23 protein-coding genes, 8 tRNA genes and 2 pseudogenes are annotated in these 22,972 nt (G+C 29.1%); 10 read left to right on the top strand and 23 right to left on the bottom strand.

Annotated elements, in window-relative coordinates; translation table 11 throughout:
* Positions 1 to 279 precede the first annotated feature (279 nt).
* On the top strand, positions 280 to 858 hold the full coding sequence (locus tag IDG45_RS12995) for a DUF4888 domain-containing protein (RefSeq protein ID WP_001092761.1): 579 nt from the start codon (positions 280 to 282) through the stop codon (positions 856 to 858).
* 473 nt (positions 859 to 1,331) lie between these two features.
* Here IDG45_RS12995 and IDG45_RS12990 read toward each other — a convergent pair.
* Positions 1,332 to 1,592 (bottom strand): annotated as a pseudogene (locus IDG45_RS12990) (BsaG family lantibiotic immunity ABC transporter permease subunit); the annotation flags it as partial.
* A 211-nt stretch (positions 1,593 to 1,803) separates the two neighbouring features.
* Between IDG45_RS12990 and IDG45_RS12985 the strand changes: the two are divergent.
* On the top strand, positions 1,804 to 2,277 hold the full coding sequence (locus tag IDG45_RS12985; protein WP_000550245.1) for a DUF6978 family protein: 474 nt from the start codon (positions 1,804 to 1,806) through the stop codon (positions 2,275 to 2,277).
* Between the two features lie 4 nt (positions 2,278 to 2,281).
* Positions 2,282 to 3,073 (top strand): DUF1828 domain-containing protein, encoded by a 792-nt coding sequence (locus IDG45_RS12980; RefSeq protein ID WP_031927813.1) that lies wholly within the window; start codon positions 2,282 to 2,284, stop codon positions 3,071 to 3,073.
* On the opposite strand, the gene IDG45_RS14030 is transcribed toward IDG45_RS12980, so the two are convergent.
* The 3 genes from IDG45_RS14030 to lukE all read right to left on the bottom strand — a co-directional run bounded on the left by IDG45_RS14030 (position 3,060) and on the right by lukE (position 5,347).
* Positions 3,060 to 3,185: a hypothetical protein gene (locus tag IDG45_RS14030; RefSeq protein WP_000216886.1), complete on the bottom strand. Its 126-nt coding sequence runs from the start codon at positions 3,183 to 3,185 to the stop codon at positions 3,060 to 3,062. The two genes, IDG45_RS12980 and IDG45_RS14030, sit on opposite strands and share 14 nt — an antisense overlap.
* A 256-nt stretch (positions 3,186 to 3,441) precedes the next feature.
* Positions 3,442 to 4,425, bottom strand: coding sequence for a leukocidin/hemolysin toxin family protein (locus tag IDG45_RS12975; protein ID WP_000782462.1), 984 nt, complete (start codon positions 4,423 to 4,425; stop codon positions 3,442 to 3,444).
* Between the two features lies 1 nt (position 4,426).
* Positions 4,427 to 5,347 carry a bi-component leukocidin LukED subunit E gene (gene lukE, locus IDG45_RS12970; RefSeq protein ID WP_000878799.1) on the bottom strand — a complete coding sequence of 307 codons (921 nt, stop codon included), beginning with the start codon at positions 5,345 to 5,347 and terminating at the stop codon, positions 4,427 to 4,429.
* A gap of 764 nt (positions 5,348 to 6,111) precedes the next feature.
* On the opposite strand from lukE, the gene IDG45_RS14185 reads away from it, so the two are divergent.
* From IDG45_RS14185 to IDG45_RS14180, 6 genes and pseudogenes are all read left to right on the top strand, one after another.
* Positions 6,112 to 6,561: a DUF6978 family protein gene (locus IDG45_RS14185; RefSeq protein WP_000447124.1), complete on the top strand. Its 450-nt coding sequence runs from the start codon at positions 6,112 to 6,114 to the stop codon at positions 6,559 to 6,561.
* 20 nt (positions 6,562 to 6,581) lie between these two features.
* Complete coding sequence (locus IDG45_RS12960) at positions 6,582 to 7,358, top strand: DUF1828 domain-containing protein (protein ID WP_000848321.1); 777 nt, start codon at positions 6,582 to 6,584, stop codon at positions 7,356 to 7,358.
* A gap of 396 nt (positions 7,359 to 7,754) precedes the next feature.
* On the top strand, positions 7,755 to 8,249 hold the full coding sequence (locus IDG45_RS12955) for a hypothetical protein (protein WP_031927815.1): 495 nt from the start codon (positions 7,755 to 7,757) through the stop codon (positions 8,247 to 8,249).
* Positions 8,242 to 8,475, top strand: coding sequence for a hypothetical protein (locus IDG45_RS12950; protein WP_001033641.1), 234 nt, complete (start codon positions 8,242 to 8,244; stop codon positions 8,473 to 8,475). The genes IDG45_RS12955 and IDG45_RS12950 overlap by 8 nt, the downstream gene beginning before the upstream one ends.
* A gap of 47 nt (positions 8,476 to 8,522) precedes the next feature.
* The gene (locus IDG45_RS12945; protein ID WP_031927816.1) at positions 8,523 to 9,692 is read left to right on the top strand and encodes a hypothetical protein; all 1,170 of its coding nucleotides are present in this window, start codon (positions 8,523 to 8,525) and stop codon (positions 9,690 to 9,692) included.
* A gap of 507 nt (positions 9,693 to 10,199) precedes the next feature.
* A pseudogene (locus IDG45_RS14180) lies at positions 10,200 to 10,418 on the top strand (IS3 family transposase); the annotation flags it as partial.
* Between the two features lie 558 nt (positions 10,419 to 10,976).
* On the opposite strand, the gene seg reads toward IDG45_RS14180, so the two are convergent.
* The 19 genes from seg to IDG45_RS12850 all read right to left on the bottom strand — a co-directional run bounded on the left by seg (position 10,977) and on the right by IDG45_RS12850 (position 22,161).
* Complete coding sequence (seg, locus tag IDG45_RS12940) at positions 10,977 to 11,753, bottom strand: staphylococcal enterotoxin type G (RefSeq protein ID WP_031927817.1); 777 nt, start codon at positions 11,751 to 11,753, stop codon at positions 10,977 to 10,979.
* A 283-nt stretch (positions 11,754 to 12,036) separates the two neighbouring features.
* A complete protein-coding gene (gene sen / locus IDG45_RS12935) occupies positions 12,037 to 12,792 on the bottom strand; it encodes a staphylococcal enterotoxin type N (RefSeq protein WP_001236367.1) in 756 nt (251 codons plus the stop codon).
* 38 nt (positions 12,793 to 12,830) lie between these two features.
* Positions 12,831 to 13,616, bottom strand: coding sequence for a staphylococcal enterotoxin type U (gene seu / locus IDG45_RS12930; RefSeq protein ID WP_111063916.1), 786 nt, complete (start codon positions 13,614 to 13,616; stop codon positions 12,831 to 12,833).
* 150 nt (positions 13,617 to 13,766) lie between these two features.
* Positions 13,767 to 14,498: a staphylococcal enterotoxin type I gene (sei, locus tag IDG45_RS12925; RefSeq protein ID WP_031927819.1), complete on the bottom strand. Its 732-nt coding sequence runs from the start codon at positions 14,496 to 14,498 to the stop codon at positions 13,767 to 13,769.
* Between the two features lie 34 nt (positions 14,499 to 14,532).
* Positions 14,533 to 15,252: a staphylococcal enterotoxin type M gene (sem, locus tag IDG45_RS12920; protein ID WP_000821651.1), complete on the bottom strand. Its 720-nt coding sequence runs from the start codon at positions 15,250 to 15,252 to the stop codon at positions 14,533 to 14,535.
* Between the two features lie 278 nt (positions 15,253 to 15,530).
* Entirely contained in the window at positions 15,531 to 16,313 is a 783-nt protein-coding gene (gene seo / locus IDG45_RS12915) for a staphylococcal enterotoxin type O (protein WP_129934267.1), read from the bottom strand.
* 229 nt (positions 16,314 to 16,542) lie between these two features.
* Positions 16,543 to 16,631: transfer RNA gene (locus IDG45_RS12910), tRNA-Ser, on the bottom strand.
* A 54-nt stretch (positions 16,632 to 16,685) separates the two neighbouring features.
* Positions 16,686 to 16,757 (bottom strand) — tRNA-Glu (locus IDG45_RS12905).
* A gap of 1 nt (position 16,758) precedes the next feature.
* Positions 16,759 to 16,833 (bottom strand) — tRNA-Asn (locus tag IDG45_RS12900).
* Positions 16,834 to 16,847: 14 nt separating this feature from the next.
* Positions 16,848 to 16,921: transfer RNA gene (locus IDG45_RS12895), tRNA-Gly, on the bottom strand.
* A gap of 15 nt (positions 16,922 to 16,936) precedes the next feature.
* A tRNA-His gene (locus IDG45_RS12890) sits at positions 16,937 to 17,012 on the bottom strand.
* Between the two features lie 13 nt (positions 17,013 to 17,025).
* Positions 17,026 to 17,098 (bottom strand) — tRNA-Phe (locus tag IDG45_RS12885).
* 12 nt (positions 17,099 to 17,110) lie between these two features.
* A tRNA-Asp gene (locus IDG45_RS12880) sits at positions 17,111 to 17,186 on the bottom strand.
* Positions 17,187 to 17,207: 21 nt separating this feature from the next.
* A tRNA-Met gene (locus IDG45_RS12875) sits at positions 17,208 to 17,281 on the bottom strand.
* Positions 17,282 to 17,768: 487 nt separating this feature from the next.
* Positions 17,769 to 18,323: an RBBP9/YdeN family alpha/beta hydrolase gene (locus tag IDG45_RS12870; protein WP_000132893.1), complete on the bottom strand. Its 555-nt coding sequence runs from the start codon at positions 18,321 to 18,323 to the stop codon at positions 17,769 to 17,771.
* Positions 18,324 to 18,642: 319 nt separating this feature from the next.
* Positions 18,643 to 20,043, bottom strand: a complete 1,401-nt coding sequence (hemY, locus tag IDG45_RS12865; protein WP_000167553.1) for a protoporphyrinogen oxidase — start codon at positions 20,041 to 20,043, stop codon at positions 18,643 to 18,645.
* Positions 20,044 to 20,066: 23 nt separating this feature from the next.
* Positions 20,067 to 20,990, bottom strand: a complete 924-nt coding sequence (gene hemH / locus IDG45_RS12860; RefSeq protein WP_000162881.1) for a ferrochelatase — start codon at positions 20,988 to 20,990, stop codon at positions 20,067 to 20,069.
* Between the two features lie 57 nt (positions 20,991 to 21,047).
* Complete coding sequence (gene hemE / locus IDG45_RS12855) at positions 21,048 to 22,085, bottom strand: uroporphyrinogen decarboxylase (protein WP_000233535.1); 1,038 nt, start codon at positions 22,083 to 22,085, stop codon at positions 21,048 to 21,050.
* Positions 22,075 to 22,161: a hypothetical protein gene (locus tag IDG45_RS12850; protein WP_031875110.1), complete on the bottom strand. Its 87-nt coding sequence runs from the start codon at positions 22,159 to 22,161 to the stop codon at positions 22,075 to 22,077. Before IDG45_RS12850 ends, hemE begins: the two co-directional genes overlap by 11 nt.
* A gap of 185 nt (positions 22,162 to 22,346) precedes the next feature.
* Between IDG45_RS12850 and traP the strand changes: the two genes are divergently transcribed.
* Positions 22,347 to 22,877, top strand: a complete 531-nt coding sequence (gene traP, locus IDG45_RS12845; RefSeq protein ID WP_047213579.1) for a signal transduction protein TRAP — start codon at positions 22,347 to 22,349, stop codon at positions 22,875 to 22,877.
* The last annotated feature ends 95 nt before the right edge of the window (positions 22,878 to 22,972 follow it).

Genomic DNA, 22,972 nt, shown 5'->3' with positions numbered 1-22,972 from the left:
TTATTTGAGACATTCTTTTCAAATTAATTATAAATTTTTACCTATAGACTAGTTTGATATTTATCTACATCTCAAAATTCTCACCAACAATCTTTCATTTCCAACATTTTTACTTTAATTTTTATAATTCAAAACAACAAAACGATGTTAAAAAATTATTCTATTTTTTAGTTAATAGATAGTTAATACATTTTTGATGTTTAGTTAATTGTTCTTTTAAAAAAATATTATTATATTTTCATTGTAAACGTTTACAATATAAAAAAAGGAGCAATTAAAATGAATACAAAATTTTTAGGTAAAACATTAGTAGCAAGTGCTTTAGTATTAACAACATTAGGAACAGGCTTACATTCTTCATACTTAGGATTAGATACAAATAAAGTTGTTAAAACAGCTAAAGCAGAAGAAAAAATTACAGATGGTCAATTGTGGAAAAAAGTTAAAGATTCATTAATTGATTCAGATATTATTAGCGGTAATAAAGACGAAGATATAAAAGTAACTTATTCACTTAAAGACGATAATTCATCTAGTGTATCTGCGCCTGGAAATGATAACGGCGATAATTTCAATCAAAAAATTGATTTTAAAGGATTAAAACAAATCGATTTAACTAAGGAAAATGTCTACGATGACTTTAACAAAGAACTAGACACTAAAAAAACATGGGATTCATTAACAACAAAGTTAAAAGATAAAGGTTTAGTAGCAGATGGACAAAAAGTAACTATACATTGTAATGATAAGTCTAACAATACAAATACTACTGTTTCTGGTAAAGTTGGTGAAGGAATCTCAAGTAACAGTGGAACTACATTCAAAAAACGCTTCATTGATAAAATCACAATTGAATAAACCTTAAACTCAAATTTCCTTAATTCATAAAACCTTAATAACTAACCCTTTCTTACAAACCACCTAGCCCATAATATATTAAAACGTCATTTTTATTTCAAATAGTGGAAAATAAAAAAACCATTCCGCATTAACTTTGGCAAGTTGGAATGGTTAAAAAAATATTTTAGAAGCCAGCGTTTGGCTTGCTTAGACGACATGTTCGCGCATGTCGTCTTATTTTTACATTTATATAATAACACGCAATTCAATAAAATGTCTAATCAATAAACCTCAATTACATTCAAATCCAAAAACTTTGCACCTAATATTCATCGCTTAAATAAACATTACGTTTAATTAACCAGACATTGTCAATCGCGTCTAATACCCCTGCTGTCCGAATACAAAATTATTTTGTATTCATATTTATCTGTTCTTTTTCCTCCCTTTTAAACGCAACTAAATTTCTTTTACCATTAGCGCCCCAATCTTTAATCTTTAATTGTTCTACCGCTCCATTTATTAAATCCTTTAAAGAGTAAAACTGCTAATAGCAACGTGATAATAATATAGATCAACATTGTCATTGTTACTGGAATACTCCCTTCTATATACATATAAACGTAACGTGTAGCATATGTGATTGGTAGATAGAACCACGAATAATCTCCAAGCACTTCTAATCCAAAAAAGACGTTAAAAATAAACATTAAGATTCCGGCAACAATAGCCATTACATCTTTAATGAAAATATATCTATCATTATCACAAATTATTAATAACGTAAAAAATGGCGGTACATACTAAATTAATAAATATTTCATTGTCATGCACTGCTAAACGATTATGACGCTAAAAATAAATAATTATTAAGTTTATAGAAAACTTCAATATGACTTACTACAAATACTGTAAATAATACAAGGATTTAAGACGTAAAATCTAAACTAAGGAGATGTTTAAATGCATTTAAAACTGAACGATGAAGATTTAAATTCTTTACTAAATCTAAGTAAAGAAATACTTGAACAATACAACATTAAATTAGTCGATACTTGTAAGGGAGATATTAGCATAACATCATGTAATTCTGAATACTTTTTCACTTTAAGCTACTTTTTAAAGCCTGGAAAAGCAACTATAAATTTCAGAGAATGTCGTTACAACTATAGCTTGTTACGTTTAAATCTTAATGACGGTTTTCATAAAAACTCTAATAATGAGAAAATAAGGGGAAATAGAATTAATATATTTTCTGAAAAAGAATTTATACAAAAAGCTGACGGTATAACCCATATGAAAGCATATCCTTTACCTTATAATATATTTGAAGATAGCTCTGATTTTGTAAAACAATTATTTACTTTGCTTGAATATACAAAAACTAATCATAATGATAATATTAAAATTGAAACTAATCTATTCATGAGTTGGTGATACTATGCATGACAACACAATTAAATCTATTAGCAAAGACTATTTTGATTACTTACAAACAGAATCAAAGTTTATCCCATTAGAAAATGAGACTATAGAATTTTATTCACCTATCGTCGATTATTTTGGTGATTCTATTTCTGTAAATATATCTTTTTCAGGGGATCGATATAAACTAACTGATCATGGTGAAACTTTATGGAACATGGAACAATTTGGTTTAGATTTAACTAATCATAAAAAACAAAAAAAGTATCAACTTCTCAATAATATTGTACAAAATTACGGTCTAGTCATTGAAAATAAGCACATAAACTTTTATACAAATAGAATAGACTTATCTCAAGCCATTCATGATTATGTTTTGGCTATTTCCGAGATTAGTTATTTAGGAATATTAAAGAAAGAAAATATTAAGTCATTATTTAAAGACGAAGTGATGCAATATTTTCTATCAAACAGAAAGATATATCCTAATATGTTTCCCGAATTTAAAGTAGAGGGAAAATCTAAGTTAATCCATAGTTTCGAAGCAGTATTTCCAGGAGAAGCTACAGAGTATGTTAAAACAATTAAACGAATCGATAAAAACAATGCAAAAAATGTCCTTTTCGATTGGAATGATGTTGAAGTACATAGAAATAAAAATTTTGATTCTAATGCTAGACTTAATATCATTACAGAACAACAAGGCGATATTAGCGAAGCAGTATCAACTATGTTGTCTCAATATAATGTAGAGGTATTTTCATTTGAAAACAAAAAACAACTTGAAGAAAAGTTTAGTAAGAAATAATTATCGTGTTATATAGTGTTTCTTCGATAATAGTTTCTATTTCAATTAAATCGCCGATACTTAAAATGATAAATTTACCAATACCAAGTTTGTAATGAACTTTCACCGTCATACAATTATAGATGCTATATATACAAAAAGAACCACGCCGATTAAGACGTGGTTCCATTTTTTAATAATTTTTTATATGTTGGAAGTTTCTAAATAATTCTACTTTCGCAAATTTAGCACCCTGCTATTTAGCAAAGCAATCTACATTTCCCTAACTAAAAATTATCATATGTGTAAATAAAAATTATGTTAGTTCTTTAATTCCGTTTGATAATTGAAATAATTGCACATTGTTGATTTTTTAATCATGTACAATTCTATACTCCAGGATTAGTTTCTTTAGAATCCGTACTGATTAATTTAACAGTATGGTTTTGCCAGTCAACTTCATAAGTAGATGTAAACGTTGCTGTATTTTGATTTTTGTAGTTATTACCAATCCAGTGTAGTCGATTCCATTGATTAGTATATCTATCCATTTCTCTTTGGTAAGTTACTTTGATTTTAGATTTTTTTGTATCATTTTGTTTATGAGAAAGTACGCTTATAAATTCTGGGTTAAAGTTACCACGCGCCAATAAAGGCATTTGATGTGTTGGCAAGAAATTTTGTCCAGCATTTGAACTACTTTGTCTACCACCTAAAAACAGTTCATTACCATATGTTGGGTCATAACTATCTCTACCATATGGTCCCCAACCATTATTCATAATTTTGTGCGCCTCAACGCCCCAGCCAATTGATTTATGATTTGTTTTTCTATCAATTGTAGTTCTGTAACTTTCCTGTTTATAATTTATCGTTTCTGAAAATGATTTTGATCCATTCAATCCACCTGATAGGCCGTTAGATATATTAATATCTCCACCATAAGAATAACCTAATGTTTGTTGAACTTGGAATTCTTCATTTTGATTTTTAGGTGCGTAGTCAACAACATTTACAGCATCATTTGATTCTGAACTAACCGAAACATTATACTTACCGCCCCAATAAAACTGTGAGTAATTGTAATCTTTTGGATTAGGCTTTTTATAACCAGAATTAATGTTACCAGCTGCCTTAAGCACTAACGTATCTTTATCATAACTTTTATCCTTGATGAAATTAAAAGTTAAAATTTGAGAAATATTCAATTTATCATTATCAGATGTTGCTGTTGTTTTGTATAAAGTGATTTTGTCATCTACTTTTTTCTCGCTTACAGGTGTGATATGTTGAGCTGCATCAACTGTATTCGATAGCAAAAGCAGTGCAATTGATGAAGCAACTGATGATTTGACTAATTTTTTCATTTTCATATTAATTATGTCCTTTCACTTTAATTTCATGTGTTTTCCAGTTAACTTCATATCTAACTACAAAGTTTCTATTTACAAATGCATTATGCTTTCTTTCTGCGTAAATACCAGTTCTAGGGAATAAAGTCGCATATGTAATATCTAAGTTTCTACCATATGAAATTTCAAATTCACTCGTATCACTTGAACCTTTTTCATGTGATAGTGTAGTGATAAATGATGGATTAAAGCCACTTTGAACTAATGGTGGCAATTGATTATCAGGAGCAAAATATTCTCTTGCTGAACCTGACGGACCATTTGGACTTTGTACGAATAAATATCTATCATGCGCAGATTTTTTACCATCAGGCGTAACAAATTCGTTTGCTTTAACACCCCATTTAACAGATTTTGAGTTTTGCTTGTCTACTTCACTGACATAACTCTTTTGGGTATAACTAATTGTTTTAGAATAATTAAATGAGCCATTGCCACCTATAGATGGTGCTGACTGGAAATTACCTCCAATGTTATATCCTAATGTTTGACCAACATCAGTAGTTTCTATTTTATTTTTAGGAAGGTAATTGATTAAGCTAACATTTGGATCTTTAGTCGTCAGTCCTATATTATATTGGAATGGCCAAATCATTCGTTTAGTTAATTCATATCCACTACCCTTCACATCTGAAAATGAAGTTCTGGAATTGATAAAACCTTGCATTTTAACAATTAAAGCGTCTTTGTTATATTTTTTATCTTTTACAAAGTCAAATTGAACATTTTGAGTAACGCCCCATTTCTTACTACTTACATCCTCCATACGTTTGATTACTTCAGCACCATCACCAATATTTTCAATATTAGTATTCGCTCTAGATTCTTGAATCGGAGATGCTAAAGGCGCAATCAGTCCTACTGACAAAGTTGCAGCTAACATTTTTTCTTAAACATAAGTTTCACTTTCTTTCTATATAAATTTTTAATACAAATTTATTCTAGATTATTTCACTTATTTATAAAATTAACTGTTCATTAAAAAATAAAATGCTATAAAATATTAAAAATGACACAATTTATTCATTTAAGATGCTGAAAACCGGTCATTTTGGCGCAACCTTCATTGTATTTAAAAAGTTCCCTTTATACTCGAACAATATGATAAAATTGCCGATACTCAACTTTTTCGCTATAAAAATCAAAACGAACTTTAATCAAATCTTAAAAAATAATGTTTGTATTATCACAAATAATCTATAATTGAATTTAAAATTAACTGATTATTAACTATTGTCCGTTAAACGGAGATCAAACAACTTATGTTAATAAATCATATGAAAACAAGTCTGTTATAACTTAATCAATACGTATATTTACACAATCGTTAATCAAAAAAGTAATAGCCCATTTAAAATTAATAAAAGATAAGATGAGAAAAATCTCCTAATAAAATAATATTTTTTATTAGAAGATTTTCGTATAATATAATCATATATGGTAAATATACTGCCAATAAGTAAAAAGTACTTCAATAATGCTGTAATACTTTTTTTGTGAGAGAGAAAAAATGATTGAACAATTCTTTCTAATAGTTTTAAAAATAGTAAATTACTATAAAAAGTTAGAAATACATGGTTATATTTCATTCTTATATTAAATTTATATCCATCATTTAAAAGAAATTCTATTATTGGAGGATGCATAATGGAAACAGAATTATATAAAAACCTACTACATAAAATAAAGATTTTCGAAAATAATGTAATAAATATACCTATGATTGGGGAACAAACAAAGCATAAGTTATTTCATATAATAGATGATAAAGAAAAATTCACTCTAATTATTAACAAAGGTGGTCGTAGAAATCCACTTAACCTAACTATTTTGCTAAGAAGTAATAATTATAATTCTAATATGATTAGGTTCGATGTTAATGGTAGTGATCATGCAAATCCACCAAATAATGAAAGAATACCTACGCCACATATACACATATATACTGAAGAATATAATAATGGTGGTATTGCGATCCCATTAAAAGATATTGAAGATTTAGAATTAACAGACGAAATTATAGAATCATTAGACTTCTTTATGAAGTATACTAATATAAAACACGATAATGTTATAATAGAACCAAGATTACTGTAAAAGAAATGGAGGGATACTAAGTGAAGACTATCGAAGAAAGAATGAACGAATATTTCAACTGGTTAAAACAAAATTATATCTTCAAAGAATTAGATAGTTCTACAGAAATTACTACTCCCTTTAAGAATCATTTGAATGATTTTATTAGAATATATGCTGATACACTACCTAATAATGAAATTTGTCTATCAGATGACGGATTGACGCTTAATGAATTAGAAATGTTGGGTATTGATATAAACACAAAAACGAGAACTAAACTTATACAGAATATTTTAAATCAATTTAATTTAAAATTAGTTGATAAAGAAATTACAGCGGATGTTAAAAATGAGAGTTTTGCTCAGTCTAAACATAATTTAATTCAAGGCATATTGAAAATTTATGACCTTACTTTAACTACTAAATCTAACGTTACAAACATATTCTATGAAGAAGTATTTGAATTCTTATATGACCGAGAAATAAGAGGTTTAGCACAAGTTTCTGTTTCTGGAGAATCAGGTTTAAAATATTCTATTGATTATATTGTTTCAGAAACAAAATCACAACCAGAAAAACTAGTTAACTTTACAAATAACTTAGATTTTAACAAAATAACTAATGAAGCTTATATTTACCGTGATATCAAACCAAACAGACCATCCAGAAACAAATTAGAACCTATCATGTTAATAATTGTAAATGATGTAGACCATCCGATAAATGAAAGAGCACAAACTGTAGCAGAACATGAGAACCTTGAGATTTTAAAATGGTCTAATAAATCAAAAATCATTGAAACTTTAACCTCATAAATTAGCAGTAGTACCTTATTCATATTCTTTAATTTTCAAACCATATCGTGCAAGTAAAAAAGTAGATAACTTTTTATTTGCACGTTTTATTTTAGAACAAAAAAGAACAAGGTCAACGAGTCAGAAAAACTTTTTCTTGATACGTATTTGACACTTGCTCTTTTAAGAATACTAACATTTCATTGTAATTCTGTTAAATTAACGGAGAATGAATGATATCTTTATACTAATAATCTTAACTTTTTAACATATACAATTAATACATTGTACTAAAGTTTCAATTATTTTATAATTATATAAATGAATCGTATACACTTAGTTAGACAAATATAAGAATATAGATATTGTTTAATTTTAAAACTATCGATTCACATATAAATAAAAGGAGATTACAGTATGAGGAGATTATTCAGTCTATTACTAGCTAGTACAATGATTTTAGTCGCATGTGGGAATGCTAGCAATGAAAATAAGGAATTGGAAGACGAAAAAAAATCAGAAGTAAAAAAAGAAGCTAAGAAAAATAATAATAAACCAAAGAACGAAAAGAAGAATCAAGACATAAACAAAAACAATAATGAGCAAGTTCAAAATGCAAATAATAATCAACCAGTCTTAAATAATAATAGTAATCATAACAATGAGCAACAAAGCAATAAAAACAATTACACAGTTATAGAAAACGGGAATAAAGTTACAGAAATTTATAATGGACAATCATTTACAACTACAAATAACCCTATTAGAGAAGGATATGTAGAGGGAGAAACAGACCCGATATATAAAAGAGAGTATAAGCATTTTTATACACCTGAAGAAGCTCAAAGAGCACAAGAAAATAGCGACCAAATTTTAAGAGAAATGGGTCTCGAACCAGAAAGGTATGAATAAAATTCTTGCTAATATGGTTTACATTATTGTTCATGATTATAGACTTAATAGCAATGGTAAACTCAAATTACGTATGAGTAGCGAATTTACATTTAAGTATGTAAGACACATTGAAACAAAGTTTCATTTAGAACCATCAAGTTATTCAGGTAAATTTAAAACAAATACTTATGATTTAGATTCTATTGATGAAATCAAATCGATTGGTAAAGTTATTTATAACTAACAAACCTATAATTATTGGTACCTATAAGACGTGAGGAGGATGAGGGAATGGAAAAAGAAAATTTTTTAAGTATTGATATAATTCGAGATGATGTAAATTATTGGTTAATACGTACAAATGGCGGAGATTGGTATCAAGATTTCAAACAGAATAATCATGTTTCTATTACAAATAGTATTGTGAGTCTATGTGATTTAAAAGAAGTCAATGATATTGAAAAATACAAGAAAATAGTAACTTCAAAAAACCAAAAAAAACAAAAAGATTTAGAAAATTCACTAACAAATTTACCAGAAGATGAAAAACAAAAAATATTAGATAAAAACAATTTATCCAAAAGGAGTATTACTGACTTAAGTAAACGTTTATTTGATTTTATTCATAAAATTAATATAGGTGACTATGTAATTATACCCAATTATAGATCTTTCGAATTTTGCATAGGTATTATTATTAGTGATGCAACAGAGTATACTGATAAAAATATCCATAGTTTAAAAATAAATAGCCAAAAAAATAATTATAAATTTTCAAATAATAAACTTCACAGAAAGGTAAAGTGGCTGAAACATATACCTCGTAATCGTATAAACCCTAAAATACTAAATAAGCTTCAAATGCACCAAACAATAATAAGTTTATCAGAGTATAAAAAGCATATTAATTATTTAATAAATCCGATTTATATACAAAATAACAATATCCATATAAATATTGGTATAAATAGAACAAAAGATATTTCTCCTAAACTTTGGTATGATTTTAATTATTTAATAAAACTTTTTACTGACACCACTTCTTTTAAATTTAACTCACAAAAAATAGATGTCCAAAGTCCTGGTATGATTGAGTTTATTAGCCAACTTCCACACGACTTTATAAAAGAAATTTATTCAAATAAAGAGGAAATTTTGAATTTAACTATGTGGCTTTCTCATTTCGCTATATTTTGTCAGATTTTCAAGGGAAAAGATGTAAAATCTATAGACGGTGTAGAATTCCAAGAAAAAGTACCAGAAGATATTAAAAAATTGAGAAATGATGCCGAAAGAGAGCGATTAAAGGTTGAAATAGCAAGATACAAATTAGATAGGATGTATATAGAACAATCAACATGTGATTTTAAACAAAGGTCTTCAAACGTTCCCGAAAAGTTTGAAAGTGAAATTAAAGACGCAAATGAAGACGAAGCCAATAATGATTTTGATAATAGATAATAATTCCAACTCTCACACATGTAAAAATAATAGCGAAACTATAGTTAATTTAAGTTCAATAAAAATGACATTTTAATTGTCACACTGAATATTGCCCAAATAATTATAATCATCGATATAAACTCATTAATATAATTCATGACATCGCCTATCCTTATTATTTTGCCAATTTTGAAGAAGATATCATATTGCAAAATGAAAACAACCAAACGGAAAGTGGTATCACGATTTTGGATGTTTAAGTATATGCTATAAAAAGAAAAGTTTTAACTAAAAACAAGGCAACTTAAGAAGAATTTATGGCAAGCAATAAAGTGACGAAATAATATATTATTAATAATAAGACATCCTTTATCGACTATTACAACGATTAAATTGAAGTTAACAAGGAAAGGTTTATTACAGAGAGCCTATGTTGTATGCAAAAATTCATACAATTAATTTAAAACAATTTTATCATTTGAAATCTTAATAATCTAGTTTTATCAAATTAAAACACTACATTTTAACGCAAATTTAGTATCATCAAAAGCAATCAGCAGAATAAATCATAATCTTGAACAAATCAAAATATTTCACACCGATAGATGCAAAGAATTTGATAGATGAAGTCCTAGAAACATTAAAATTAAACGTTCCTTACGTACCAAAGGTTGTCCTTATGATAACGCTGTTGCGGAAGCAACGATGAAAGCAAAGAAAGCCGAATTTGTTAAACTAACAGTTGTCCCCTGTTCATATTCATCAATCTTTAAATCTTATCGAACTAATAAAAGCAGATAATTTTTTTATTTGCGCGTTTTATTTTAGAACAAAAAGAGCAAGGTCAACGAATCAGGAAATCTTTTTCTTGATACGTATTTGACACTTGCTCTTTTAAGAATACTAACATTTCATTGTATTTCCGTTAAATTAACGGAGAATGCGGATTACCTCGATATATTTACCTCTAGAGTGTTAAAAAATTGTACATTCTTAAACAATCAAAAATGTACGTTATTAAATTATCATTTCCACTGGAGAGTCATGTCGACTAAAAGATTATAAAAGTAAAAATACATTTAAAATCACAACAATATCAAACCGCTATTGACAGTCAATTCAAATAGAATTTTAGACAGATTTTTATCAAAGTAATATAAAAAATATTTAGAATAAATCATTGAGAAAAATTAAATAATTCAAAAAGCAATAAACTAACTATTTACATGAATCTATAAAGCACTTAGAACAAAAGTTCGAAAAACGCACTTTATGATTGTATAGTGATATTAAATATACTTATCAGTGAGTATTAAGAAATACTTCCATTTTAATACTCTTAGAATCAACTACTTTATTATCTCCGTAAATATTTAAAAACTTATATGGAACAAAAGGTACTAGTTCTTTTTTAGGAAATAAGTCAAACCAAAAACTTGTATTGTTCTTTTCAGTAAATTTTATATATCCAGATTCAAATGCAGAACCATCAAACTCGTATAGCTTTTTTTCTTTAGTGAGCCAATGTCTTGCTTTGTAATCTAGTTCTTGAATAGTAACCATATTCTTATTTGTAGTTATTGTAAATCCAAGTGATTGTCTATTGTCGATTGTTACCTGTACAGTAATTAATTTATCTCTTTCATTTTCTGAACTATTAAATGTAAGACCACCATACATACAACAACCTCCAAAATTTTGGTTTATATCCGGTTCAGATTTAGGTATTATACATGTATAAAAATATGGAACACCAAAAATGTCTACTTTTTTACCTTTATAATTGTTAGCTAATTCTGTATTTTCTAATTCAGTTTTAACCTCATTATAACTCTTATACTCAATTGGAAAAATTAAATCATGAGATAAAAACTGTCTAGAATTGATAACTCCTCTTCCTTCAACAGGTGGAGACATATAAAGATTCATTACATTTCCCATAGTTCCCTTATTACTTTTATAATCACTTACTTTATTTAGTTCGTCTATTTTAGGATCAGGTTGGGCATTCGCATAATTTATATTATGAAAAACTATTTCTAGAATCAAAATAATAATTACAGTAGATAATTTCTTCATAAAACCTCCTCTAACTTATTCAGTCTATTTAACAATGAAACTTATTATAAATTCACGCTTGTAGATAGTTCAGGGTGTAGTGTGTCGATAGCATTAGTTTTAAAAATAAAAATTCACTAGCAAAATAAATTAACATTCTATTTATCATTATTACTAATTACAACAAATAATTTTGAATCCGTATTCAAGATAATATATAAATTTCAAATTTTACTACAATTCAAATCGTTGTCCCCTCATATAATAGTTTATTTTCATGATTCAGTTGATAATCATCAATCACTTAATCTTTATATAAAAATACATCGATATGATAATTAGATGAGCTAACTGTTCTATTATCACTATAAAATTGAAAAAACTCTGCTCCTACTGAACCTTTTATGTTATATAAATCATAATAAAATGATTGATCTTGTTGATTATGAGAATGAAAGAAAATGCATCCTTTTTGTATGTTACCGGTATCTTTATTGTATATTTTATATAAATTTTCTAATTTAAATCGAACTTTAGTATCTAATTCTTGTACTGTTACTTTAGCCTTTTTAGTTTTTATAACAAAACCTTCTTGTTGGACACCATCTTTAAATACATTAACGCCTATAACTTTCTCTTCATCTAATTGATTTCCATCATGTATCGTAACTCCTCCGTATAAGCACGATGTTTTTTCTTCAGTTAAGCCTACACATTTATTTCCATAATACAGTCCATAAATATCTATATTTTTCCCTTTAAATTGATTTGCTAAATCTGCTGAGTTAAACTCAACTTTCAAACTAGAAGTTTTAAGTACGGATATATCAATGTTTTTTAATATTATAGTATTATTCAGTAGTTGATCTGTACTAATTTTATTTGACTCGTCTAATTGCCACGTTATATCAGTATAATAGCTTGTTAAATTAAATAACTTACTACTATCTATATCAGATTTTTTCTTTAAAACTTTTTTGTCTACTTCAGCATTAACATAATTATTATTTATAAGACATAATAAAGTTATTATAATTACAGCTATGTAGAACAATCTCATAAACTTTTTAATATTTTTTATAATATACTCTCCCTCAATTATTTTTTGGTTAAATGAACTTCTACATTAATAGATTTACTCTCAACTGTCTTATTATCATTATAAATTAGTAAATATTTAGTCGGATAAAATTTTTCACCAGATTCAGGCATCATATCATACCAAAAAGAATGACCATTTCCTTCGATAAACTTTATATAGCCAGTCTCATAAGGCGAACTATTAAATTTATATAAATTTTTATGCTTAAGTAAATAGTTTCTAACTTTATAATCTATTTCTTGTGCTGTTATGTTTTTCTTATTGGTATATATATCAAAAGATAATGTGTTTCTTTCGTTTTCGTATACTTTAATTAAGATATTATGAGAGTTATCAGTTAGATTATTTTTATCTATTTGATTTCCATCATGCTCGGTCACACCGCCATACATACACGTTTTTTCAATTAGTCTACCATCATTTAATTCCATATTATCCGCTGAAAAATTGCATTGATTATAATAGTTTGTCCCAAACAAATCTACGTTTTTATTTTTGTATTTATCCGAAAGGCTTTTATTATTAAATTCTGTTTTTAAAATTTTAGAACCATCAATTTTAGAGCCATTTATTTTAAATAATAAATCATGTTGTAAAAACTTCTCTTGGGCTTTAATGTTTGTTTCTGATACGTGTTTATCGTCATACAAATACCTCATATTATCCATTAGACCAGTGAATTCACTCGCTTTATTCAATTGTTCTGGTCTAGGATTGCCATTTAACATAAATAGTAAGCTGCAAGACTTAACACATATGAAGATAAAAGCAAATAACTTCATTCCAACAACTCCATATTTTAAATTTTTATAAATTTGATGTATTACAGGTAATATTAAACGTACACATTACCCTTAAAGGCATTAAAATTTAAATAGTTAATACATATGTTAATTTCATATAAATTCGCATTTTAGTGTTACAACTAATTATCATTTGTTACTATCTACATATGATATTTCAACATCAAGATGAAATTTTTCAGATTCTATTATTTTATTATCTTCATAAATTTTCAAAAAACTTACAGGCACTCCATCTCCTGTATAAAACAAGTCATATGAAAATGATTTTTCATCATTTAAATGAAATAAAACTTTCCCCTTATTAAAACCTGAATAAAATTTAGATTTATATCCATATTCTTTGCCTTTACCAGTGCTATTATGACCATATATATTGTATTCTTCTTGAAGATATCTCCTTAATTTAACATCAATTTCTTGAGCTGTTACTAGTTTTTTATTAGTTGATATTTTGTCAGTAGAAATTGTTTTATGCTTGCCATTAACCCAAAGATTTATAGGGATTTTTCTAGCAGAATTTAAGTATTGTCCTGATAAAGTGGCCCCTCCATACATGTATTTAGATTTACAAGGACCATTATAATCAATACCAAAAATATCCAGTTTCTTTCCTTTAAATTTACTTATTTCGTCCCAATTATTAGATTCTGAGATCAAATCATTGATACCGGTTGAAAATTCGAGTTGATTTGCACTAGGTAAGTTTTTATCTATGAGTCCTTTTAAATCTATATAATCATGTTTTGTATAGAAATTTCTTAAGTTACCTACACCAATATCTCCTTGCGCATACGAAAAGTCATTAACGTTAAAAAATAATATAAAAACTACTATAAAACTATATTTAAATTTTTTCATGGCATTTCCTTTTCTAAGTTATGATTGAAATACTTCAACTTTCGTCCTTATAAGATATTTCTACATCTAAATGGAATTTATCAGTTTCGACAGTTTTGTTGTCATTATATATTTTTAGGAAACTTTCAGCTTGCCCTGTTCCGGTATCAAATAAGTCATAAGAAAAAGATGAACCGTCATTCAAATGAAATGATATTTTTCCTGTATTAAATCCAGAACTAAATTTTGACTTAGTACCGTAATTTCTTCCTTTATTTGTATCATTAAAGCCATAAATGTTATATTCTTCTTGTAGATATCTTCTTAATTTAGTATCAATTTCTTGAGCTGTTACTATCTTTTTATTAGTTGATACTTTCTCAGTAGATATAGTTTGATGTTCGCCATTAACCCAAAGATTAATAGGAATACATCTAGACTTCTCTAAATAATCACCCGCTAAAGTAACTCCTCCGTACATATATTTATTTTTTAGACAATATCCACTATAACTTAGGCCGTATACATCAACAGCACGATTTTTGAATTTTTTTACATCTTCAACGTTCTTAAATTCAGCAGTTACTGTCGAATTATCCATAGAAAAAACTAATTGATGCGAAAGACGATTATTGTCAGGATTAATATTTTGATGGTCTTCGATTGGATAGCTACCATAATAGTTCCTAAGATTCAAAACTCCAACATCAGCGGTTGCGATATGATTTTGTGAATAACAAAACAATAAAACAACAATGATAAGTATTCTTTTCATTTTATATTTCTCCTATAATTAAATATGCCTATCTTTATTATCCTTTTATTGTAAAAAACCATTCTTCTTAAATCATCATGACTCTATCCTACTTATATACTATTACTCGTTAATCTACTTTTGTTATCTATACTAAAATAGAAAAATTTTTATAATAATAAAGTTAGATTTGAATCATTAATCATTCATCGTCATTTGCTAAGCAACTTTGTAAAAATATGTTAATATCTATAGTTCTTTATAGGATTGTAAGTTGATATTCATCAACTTTTAGATTGTTATGTAAATAAATAAACATCAATATGATAGTCTGATGAATCTATTGTTTTATTATCATTATAAATTTGCAAATATTGATCTGGTAAATTTCCTTTAATATAAAATAAATCATAATAAAATGATTCTTTATGCTCCGAATGAGAATGAAATTTAATATAACCTTTTTGTACATCACTAGTCATTCGGTCATATAATTTATATGCATTATTTAATTTTGTTCTTACTTTAATATCAAGTTCTTGTGCAGTAACTTTCTTTTTATCTGTAGTAACGATAAATGTATTAACATTTACATTATCCTTATACACAGCTACTCCTATATTTTTAGGCTCACTTAATTTATTATTTTCATGAGGTGTAACCCCACCATAAGTACAAGCAGTATTCATTTGATGCTCACCATGACAATGCGCTTTATAATAGACACCATAAATATCTACAGTTTTTCCAAAATACTCTTTGGAAATTTCCGATGAACTAAATTCCACTTTTAAATCTTTAAATTCAGCAGATTTTCCATCTAACCAATTAATACTTTTAAATAATAAATCGAAGTCTAAGAATTTTTCTGTAGTTGATACAATTGATTTTACTGTCGTAAATCGATTATTTATATAATCATCATTAATATTATGTAAAGCCGTTGAATCTACACTTGACTTCTTACACAAATCCTCAATTTTAGGATTTTCTTCATTTGCATATGCATTGTTTACACTACATATTGCAATTAAATATATAATTAATAATAATACATTTAACATTTCTTTACTCTTTTTTATAATATCCCTCCTACACAAAAAGTTTTCTTATAGAAATTTTTCAATATAAATTAAAAAATTCTGGTTTTAACCTTTAAATATTCACTAATATTTTTTGATTACGATTTTAAAACTTAACAATCCTATTTACAATTGAACAAACACATTTTAAACTAAGCGACTCAGATAATAGACAAAAAACCTTAAAAATAGCGCTTAAAATGGTTTTACCCCATTTTAAGCGCTATAACGGAAGGTAAGGGATTCGAACCCTTGAGACGCTTGTGACGCCTACACACTTTCCAGGCGTGCTCCTTCGGCCAGCTCGGACAACCTTCCTCAACAATAAATATGTAATAAAAAAACAGAAGCGATATTTCACTTCTGTTTGTATGACTCCTACGGGACTCGAACCCGTGTTACCGCCGTGAAAGGGCGGTGTCTTAACCGCTTGACCAAGGAGCCATGGCTCCACAGGTAGGACTCGAACCTACGACCGATCGGTTAACAGCCGATAGCTCTACCACTGAGCTACTGTGGAATAATAGAAAATAATGGAGCGGGTGATGGGAATCGAACCCACAACATCAGCTTGGAAGGCTGAGGTTTTGCCATTAAACTACACCCGCTAATGTAAACGATTATGGGGCGGCTGAAGGGGATCGAACCCTCGAATGTCGGAACCACAATCCGATGTGTTAACCACTTCACCACAACCGCCATGAATTAAGAATGGTTCAGGACAGAGTCGAACTGCCGACACATGGAGCTTCAATCCATTGCTCTACCAACTGAGCTACTGAACCGTAATGGTAATATGGCGGTCTCGACGGGAATCGAACCCGCGATCTCCTGCGTGACAGGCAGGCGTGTTAACCGCTACACTACGAGACCTATTAAATTAAAAACTATGTATTGCGGGAGGCGGATTTGAACCACCGACCTTCGGGTTATGAGCCCGACGAGCTACCGAACTGCTCCATCCCGCGCTAATATTATTTTGAATTACCTAATTAATATACCATAATCAAAAACCTAAAGTCAAGAACTTTTTGAATTTAATTTAAATGTTATCTCTTAAATAATTACTTAAATATCGTAGCAACATGTTCTCTGTTGAACACAAATATTAGTATATTCATTTTTGTAGTGTACGTCAACGACATTTTCAAAGTTTTTTGTGTAAAAAAACGCTTCTTATTCCCTTTTATCATATAAGTGTCTAATAGTTGTCATAAATAGTGTTACAGCATTTAAAAAGGTATAGGAATTATAAAGTTTATAACGCCTATACCTTCTGAAAAAGAAATTATAAAAGTTTGTTACAACCGCATATTCATTCAGTCAACGACTACCAATATAACATTGTAGCCCTAAGACATTGCTTGGCGCCTCAATTACCACAATTTTTTCAAAATCAGCAGCTACCTACTGACACAACACAACATAACACAACATAACACAACAATACATTACCTATCGTGTCATGTAATCTTGCATCCGATCTTGCAACGCTGTAAATGTTTCGAAGCCATCCTCTTCTAAGAAGTGCCCTCCATCTTCCACGATACGCAAGTTCCCCTCTAATGCATTCATTAAACGCTGGGTTTCTTTATATGAAACGTATTTGTCATTTTTAGAACTCAATCCGTAAAAATTATCAACTTTCTTTTTAATATTATCATAATCAATGGTTACATTACTTAAATCAATATCTAAATCTATATTTTCTGCATCTTCTTTAAAGCCCGCTATACTGAAAAAGCCTTCAATCGGCTGATCAATCATTTCAATATATTTTAAAGCTGTGATTGAACCTAAACCATGTGTTACAAAATATGTATCCTTTTTGCGTACATTAATTTGTTTCGTCATAGCTTCAATCCACTGATCCACTGTATTCGCTTCAGGGGATTCAAAATTAAATAATGTTACGTCATATCCTTCTAAAGTTAAGTTATGCTCCAACCACTGATACCAATGATTTCTACTATTTCCATGCATAGAATGTACAATGATTACATCTGTCATCTCATTCTCTCCTTTCAACTTACTACTTCTTTTCTATTTAAAAAAATGAATGATTACCTATAATTGTAAAATAAAAACACCTTAATTAGAAATGTTATATCGCAAAGTGACATTTCTAATTAAAGTGCATTGTCATCATTTCAATATCATTCAATAATAGCTAAACCTTTGTCTCTGCCACAGTTTCATGAAATAATTCCCGCTGAAAGTATCATGATTTACACATTACTTCCACCATTATATAACTTAAAAATGACTATATTTCATCAAACATTATCTAAAGGCATCGCACCTACACCAACACCATCCAGCAATTAACTTACAACTCTGCGATTAATTCTTCAGCAGCGACTTTACCTTGTGTAATACAATCAGGTAGTCCAACCGCTTCAAAAGATGCACCAGTTACTCTAAGTCGTGGATATGTTTGTTTAATATGTGCTTGAATCTGTCTAATTTGTTGAATGTGACCAACATGGTACTGTGGCATACTTTTCGGCAAACGATTGACAATTGTAAATTCAGGATCACCTTTAAATGTCATCATTTGACTTAAATCTCTACGTACAATCGATACTAATTCATTATCTGTATGATCATCAACCACAGTATCACCTGGTTTACCTACATACGCACGAATCAAAACCTTACCTTCTGGTGTAGTAAATGGCCATTTTTTCGATGTCCAAGTACATGCGGTAATGTCTGTATCACTCGTTCTCGCAATCACAAAGCCAGTACCATCATAAGTATTTTCAATGTCTTTTTCATCAAATGCCAATACAACAGTTGCAACAGTCGTACTATCCATCGTTTTAAAGTAATCAAATGCTGGATCTTGCCCGAACCAATTCAAAAAGACTTGATGTGGTGTTGTCACTAATATTCCATCGAATACATCTTCTTGTTGATTACTGTAAACAATTTTATATTGCTTTTGAGATGTAATAATATCATCCACTGACGTATTGTAACGTATTGTCACACCTTTATTTTTCACATCTTGTTCTAATGCTTCAATAAATGAGCTTAAACCATGCTTAAATTGTTTGAATTGTCCTTTTGGTGCGCCAGGATATAATTGTCTTTGTTTCAGACGCTTATTTTTCTCATCCTTCATACCTTTTATCAGACTTCCGAATGCCTCTTCTTTTTCTTTAAAATTAGGAAACGTACTCATCAAACTTAATTTATCAATATCGGTACCATAAATACCACCCATTAAAGGCTCTATTAAATTCTCAAGTACCTCATTACCTAATCTTGCTCTGAAAAATGCACCAACAGAAATGTCACCGTTCTGCATTTGAGTAGGTTTTTTAAGTAAATCTAACCCTGCTCTTAACTTTCCAAGTGGTGAAATTAATTTAGTTGTCACAAACGGTTTGATATCTGTCGGAATTCCCATAATTGATCCACCTGGAATAGGATACAATTTGTTTTTCGCAAAAATATAAGATTGTCCAGTCGTATTTGTAACAATATCTTGTTCTAATCCAATATCTTTCGCTAATTCTGTCATGATTGTTTTTCTACCTAAATAAGATTCAGGCCCTAGTTCAATCATATAACCATCTTTACGATACGATTGAATCTTTCCCCCCGGACGATTCGATGCTTCAAAGATGGTTACATCAATATTAGGATCTTGCTGTTTTAAAAAATATGCACTTGATAAACCTGTTATCCCCGCTCCTATAATAGCCACTGATTTAGTCACAACGTTTCACGCTTCTTTCGTCATTAAAATATAGACTTGATTTCATCAACAATTGCACCGATAAATAATGGATGTGTATTCGGCATTTTTGGACGATAATAATTCGCGCCAATATCATCGCAAACAACTTTACATTCATAATCATTGTCATAAAGCACCTCTAAATGCTCACATACAAAACCTACTGGCGTATATATAAAGTTTTTATACTGATGTTTTTCATATAAATCACGTGTTAAATCTTGTACATCTGGCCCTAACCAAGGTGTACCTGTATTACCTTCAGATTGCCAACCAATCGCGATATGTTCAATATTAGATTGTTCTTTAATTAAAAGCGCAGTATGTTCTAGTTCTTGTGGATATGGATCATTATTCTTTTCGATTAAACCTTTTGGCAAACTATGTGCTGAAACAACTAATACCGTGTCTTTATGTTCCTCTTCCGGTATTTGAGCTAATGTTTCGTTGACTTTATTCGTCCAATATTCAATAAATTTAGGTTGTTCATAATAATGTTTCACATGCGTAAGTTGAATACCATATTTTGCAGCTTCTTCATCAGCACGTTTGTCATATGATCCTACAGAAAATGAAGAATAATGTGGTGCTAGTACTACAGTGATTGCTTCAGTAATGCCATCATTGTGCATTTGTTCAACCGCATCTTCGATAAATGGTGAAATGTGTTTTAATCCTAAGTATAGTTTAAATTCAACATCTGCATATGCTTTATTTAATGCTGAAACTAGCGCATCAGCCTGGTCATCTGTTGTACCTGCTAATGGTGATAAACCACCTATAAATTCATATCTATCTTTCAAATCTTGAAGTTCTTCTTCAGATGGACGTTTACCATGTCTAATATCTGTATAATATGGCTCTATGTCACTTTCTTTATAAGGTGTGCCATAAGCCATAACTAATAATCCCATTTTTTTAGTCATTGATAATACCTTCCTTTAAATGAATTATCTTTCATGTGCTTCAATGTAATACTATGATTATCTTTGTGTATATGTGTGTACGAATTCGCTTACTTTACGTAACGTCTCTGGTTGCACTTCTGGGAAAACGCCGTGTCCTAAATTAAAGATGTGTTTACCGTTCTCCATACCTTGATCTAATATTGGTTTCAATCTCTCTTCAATGACATTCCATGGTGCTAATAAAATTGATGGATCTAAATTCCCTTGTAATGTTTTAGTAACGCCTAATTGTTGAGCCTGATTAATAGACGTTCTCCAATCTAGGCCTAATACATCAATCGGCAAATCATTCCATTCATTGATTAAATGACTGGCACCTACACCGAATAAAATTACCGGCACATCATGTTTTTCTTTAACCTCACTGATTAGTCGAATCATATGTGGTTTAATGTAACGTCTGTAATCCTCGACATTTAATGCACCTACCCATGAATCGAAAATTTGAATCAATTCGGCACCCGCATCGACTTGAGCTGTTACATATTTAACAGATACATCGACTAAATGATTCATTAAAGCAAACCATGTTGCTTCATCTCTATACATCATCGCTTTTGTAAAATTGTAATTTTTCGATGGTCCGCCTTCAATCATATATGACGCTAATGTAAATGGTGCCCCAGTAAATCCTATTAGCGGCACATTTAACTTTTCTTCTGTTAAAAGTTTAATTGTATCTAATACATATGGTACATCTCGTTCGGGGTCTATTTGAGAAAGTTTCTCAACATCTTGAATTGTTTTGATAGGATTATGAATCACTGGACCAATACCCGATTTAATTTCTACATCGACACCAATTGGCTTTAATGGTGTCATAATATCTTTGTATAAAATTGCTGCATCTGTATGATAATTATCAACTGGTAAATGTGTAACATAAGCGCACAACTCCGGCTGATGGGTAATATCGAATAGTGAATATTTTTCTTTCAACTTTCGATATTCTGGTTGCGAACGGCCAGCTTGTCGCATAAACCAAACAGGTGTATGTGTCGTTTCTTCACCTTTAATCATTTTCAAAATTGTATTGTTTTTATTATGCACCATAAAGGCCTCCTAAATTAAAATCATTCTTATCTATATTATCATATCGCTCATTCGTTCGTATTTTCAATAAATAAATGTCATAAAACTGACATTAAATTACACATCATTTGTTTGTGCATTTAAATTTTAAAATCTTGATGGATTATCTCCACATCTTTTTGTCTTGCATGACTTATTATAGTAACTTTAACCGTATATTAATAGTGGTAATGACTAGTTTATCGTCGTATAATAAATAAAAACATAAGGGGGACCTTTCATATGAAGAAATTATATACATCTTATGGCACATATGGATTTTTAAATCAGATAAAAATCAATAATCCATCTCATCATTTATTCCAATTTTCAACTGCTGATTCATCGGTGATTTTTGAAGAGACTGAAGAAAAAACTGTACTGAAATCACCTTCAATATATGAAGTTATTAAAGAAATAGGCGCATTCAATGAAGACCATTTTTATTGCGCAATTTTTATTCCGTCAACTGAAGACCATGTTTATCAACTTGAAAAGAAATTAATCAGTGTTGATGACAATTTCAAAAACTTTGGTGGCTTTAAAAGTTATCGATTGCTGAGACCTGTTAAAGGTACAACTTACAAAATTTACTTTGGCTTTGCTGATCGACAAACTTATGAAGACTTTAAAAATTCTGATGCTTTTAAAGATCATTTTTCAAAAGAAGCATTAAGTCATTACTTTGGTTCAAGCGGACAACATTCAAGTTATTTTGAAAGATATTTATACCCAATAAAAGAAGGTTCTTCATCTTTTATGGTGGGAAGGTAAAACTTCCTGCTTTTTTTAATACACAAAAAGCGCAATTGCCTCTATAATTTAAAGTGACCAAACCCAAACTAAAGGAGACAAGTGCGCCTATGTGT

The sequence above is a fragment of the Staphylococcus sp. EG-SA-10 genome (assembly GCF_017151945.1).
GTDB lineage: Bacteria > Bacillota > Bacilli > Staphylococcales > Staphylococcaceae > Staphylococcus > Staphylococcus aureus.
Note: the sequence above shows the minus strand (reverse complement) of the source record. Positions and strands in the feature narration are given on the sequence as shown.

Coding starts and splice junctions, on each gene's coding strand:
- IDG45_RS12995 (WP_001092761.1), top strand. CDS start 280: ATGAATACAAAATTTTTAGGTAAAACATTAGTAGCAAGTGCTTTAGTA.
- IDG45_RS12985 (WP_000550245.1), top strand. CDS start 1,804: ATGCATTTAAAACTGAACGATGAAGATTTAAATTCTTTACTAAATCTA.
- IDG45_RS12980 (WP_031927813.1), top strand. CDS start 2,282: ATGCATGACAACACAATTAAATCTATTAGCAAAGACTATTTTGATTAC.
- IDG45_RS14030 (WP_000216886.1), bottom strand. CDS start 3,185: ATGACGGTGAAAGTTCATTACAAACTTGGTATTGGTAAATTTATCATT.
- IDG45_RS12975 (WP_000782462.1), bottom strand. CDS start 4,425: ATGAAAATGAAAAAATTAGTCAAATCATCAGTTGCTTCATCAATTGCA.
- lukE (WP_000878799.1), bottom strand. CDS start 5,347: ATGTTAGCTGCAACTTTGTCAGTAGGACTGATTGCGCCTTTAGCATCT.
- IDG45_RS14185 (WP_000447124.1), top strand. CDS start 6,112: ATGGAAACAGAATTATATAAAAACCTACTACATAAAATAAAGATTTTC.
- IDG45_RS12955 (WP_031927815.1), top strand. CDS start 7,755: ATGAGGAGATTATTCAGTCTATTACTAGCTAGTACAATGATTTTAGTC.
- IDG45_RS12950 (WP_001033641.1), top strand. CDS start 8,242: ATGAATAAAATTCTTGCTAATATGGTTTACATTATTGTTCATGATTAT.
- IDG45_RS12945 (WP_031927816.1), top strand. CDS start 8,523: ATGGAAAAAGAAAATTTTTTAAGTATTGATATAATTCGAGATGATGTA.
- seg (WP_031927817.1), bottom strand. CDS start 11,753: ATGAAGAAATTATCTACTGTAATTATTATTTTGATTCTAGAAATAGTT.
- sen (WP_001236367.1), bottom strand. CDS start 12,792: ATGAGATTGTTCTACATAGCTGTAATTATAATAACTTTATTATGTCTT.
- seu (WP_111063916.1), bottom strand. CDS start 13,616: ATGAAGTTATTTGCTTTTATCTTCATATGTGTTAAGTCTTGCAGCTTA.
- sei (WP_031927819.1), bottom strand. CDS start 14,498: ATGAAAAAATTTAAATATAGTTTTATAGTAGTTTTTATATTATTTTTT.
- sem (WP_000821651.1), bottom strand. CDS start 15,252: ATGAAAAGAATACTTATCATTGTTGTTTTATTGTTTTGTTATTCACAA.
- IDG45_RS12870 (WP_000132893.1), bottom strand. CDS start 18,323: ATGACAGATGTAATCATTGTACATTCTATGCATGGAAATAGTAGAAAT.
- hemH (WP_000162881.1), bottom strand. CDS start 20,990: ATGACTAAAAAAATGGGATTATTAGTTATGGCTTATGGCACACCTTAT.
- hemE (WP_000233535.1), bottom strand. CDS start 22,085: ATGGTGCATAATAAAAACAATACAATTTTGAAAATGATTAAAGGTGAA.
- traP (WP_047213579.1), top strand. CDS start 22,347: ATGAAGAAATTATATACATCTTATGGCACATATGGATTTTTAAATCAG.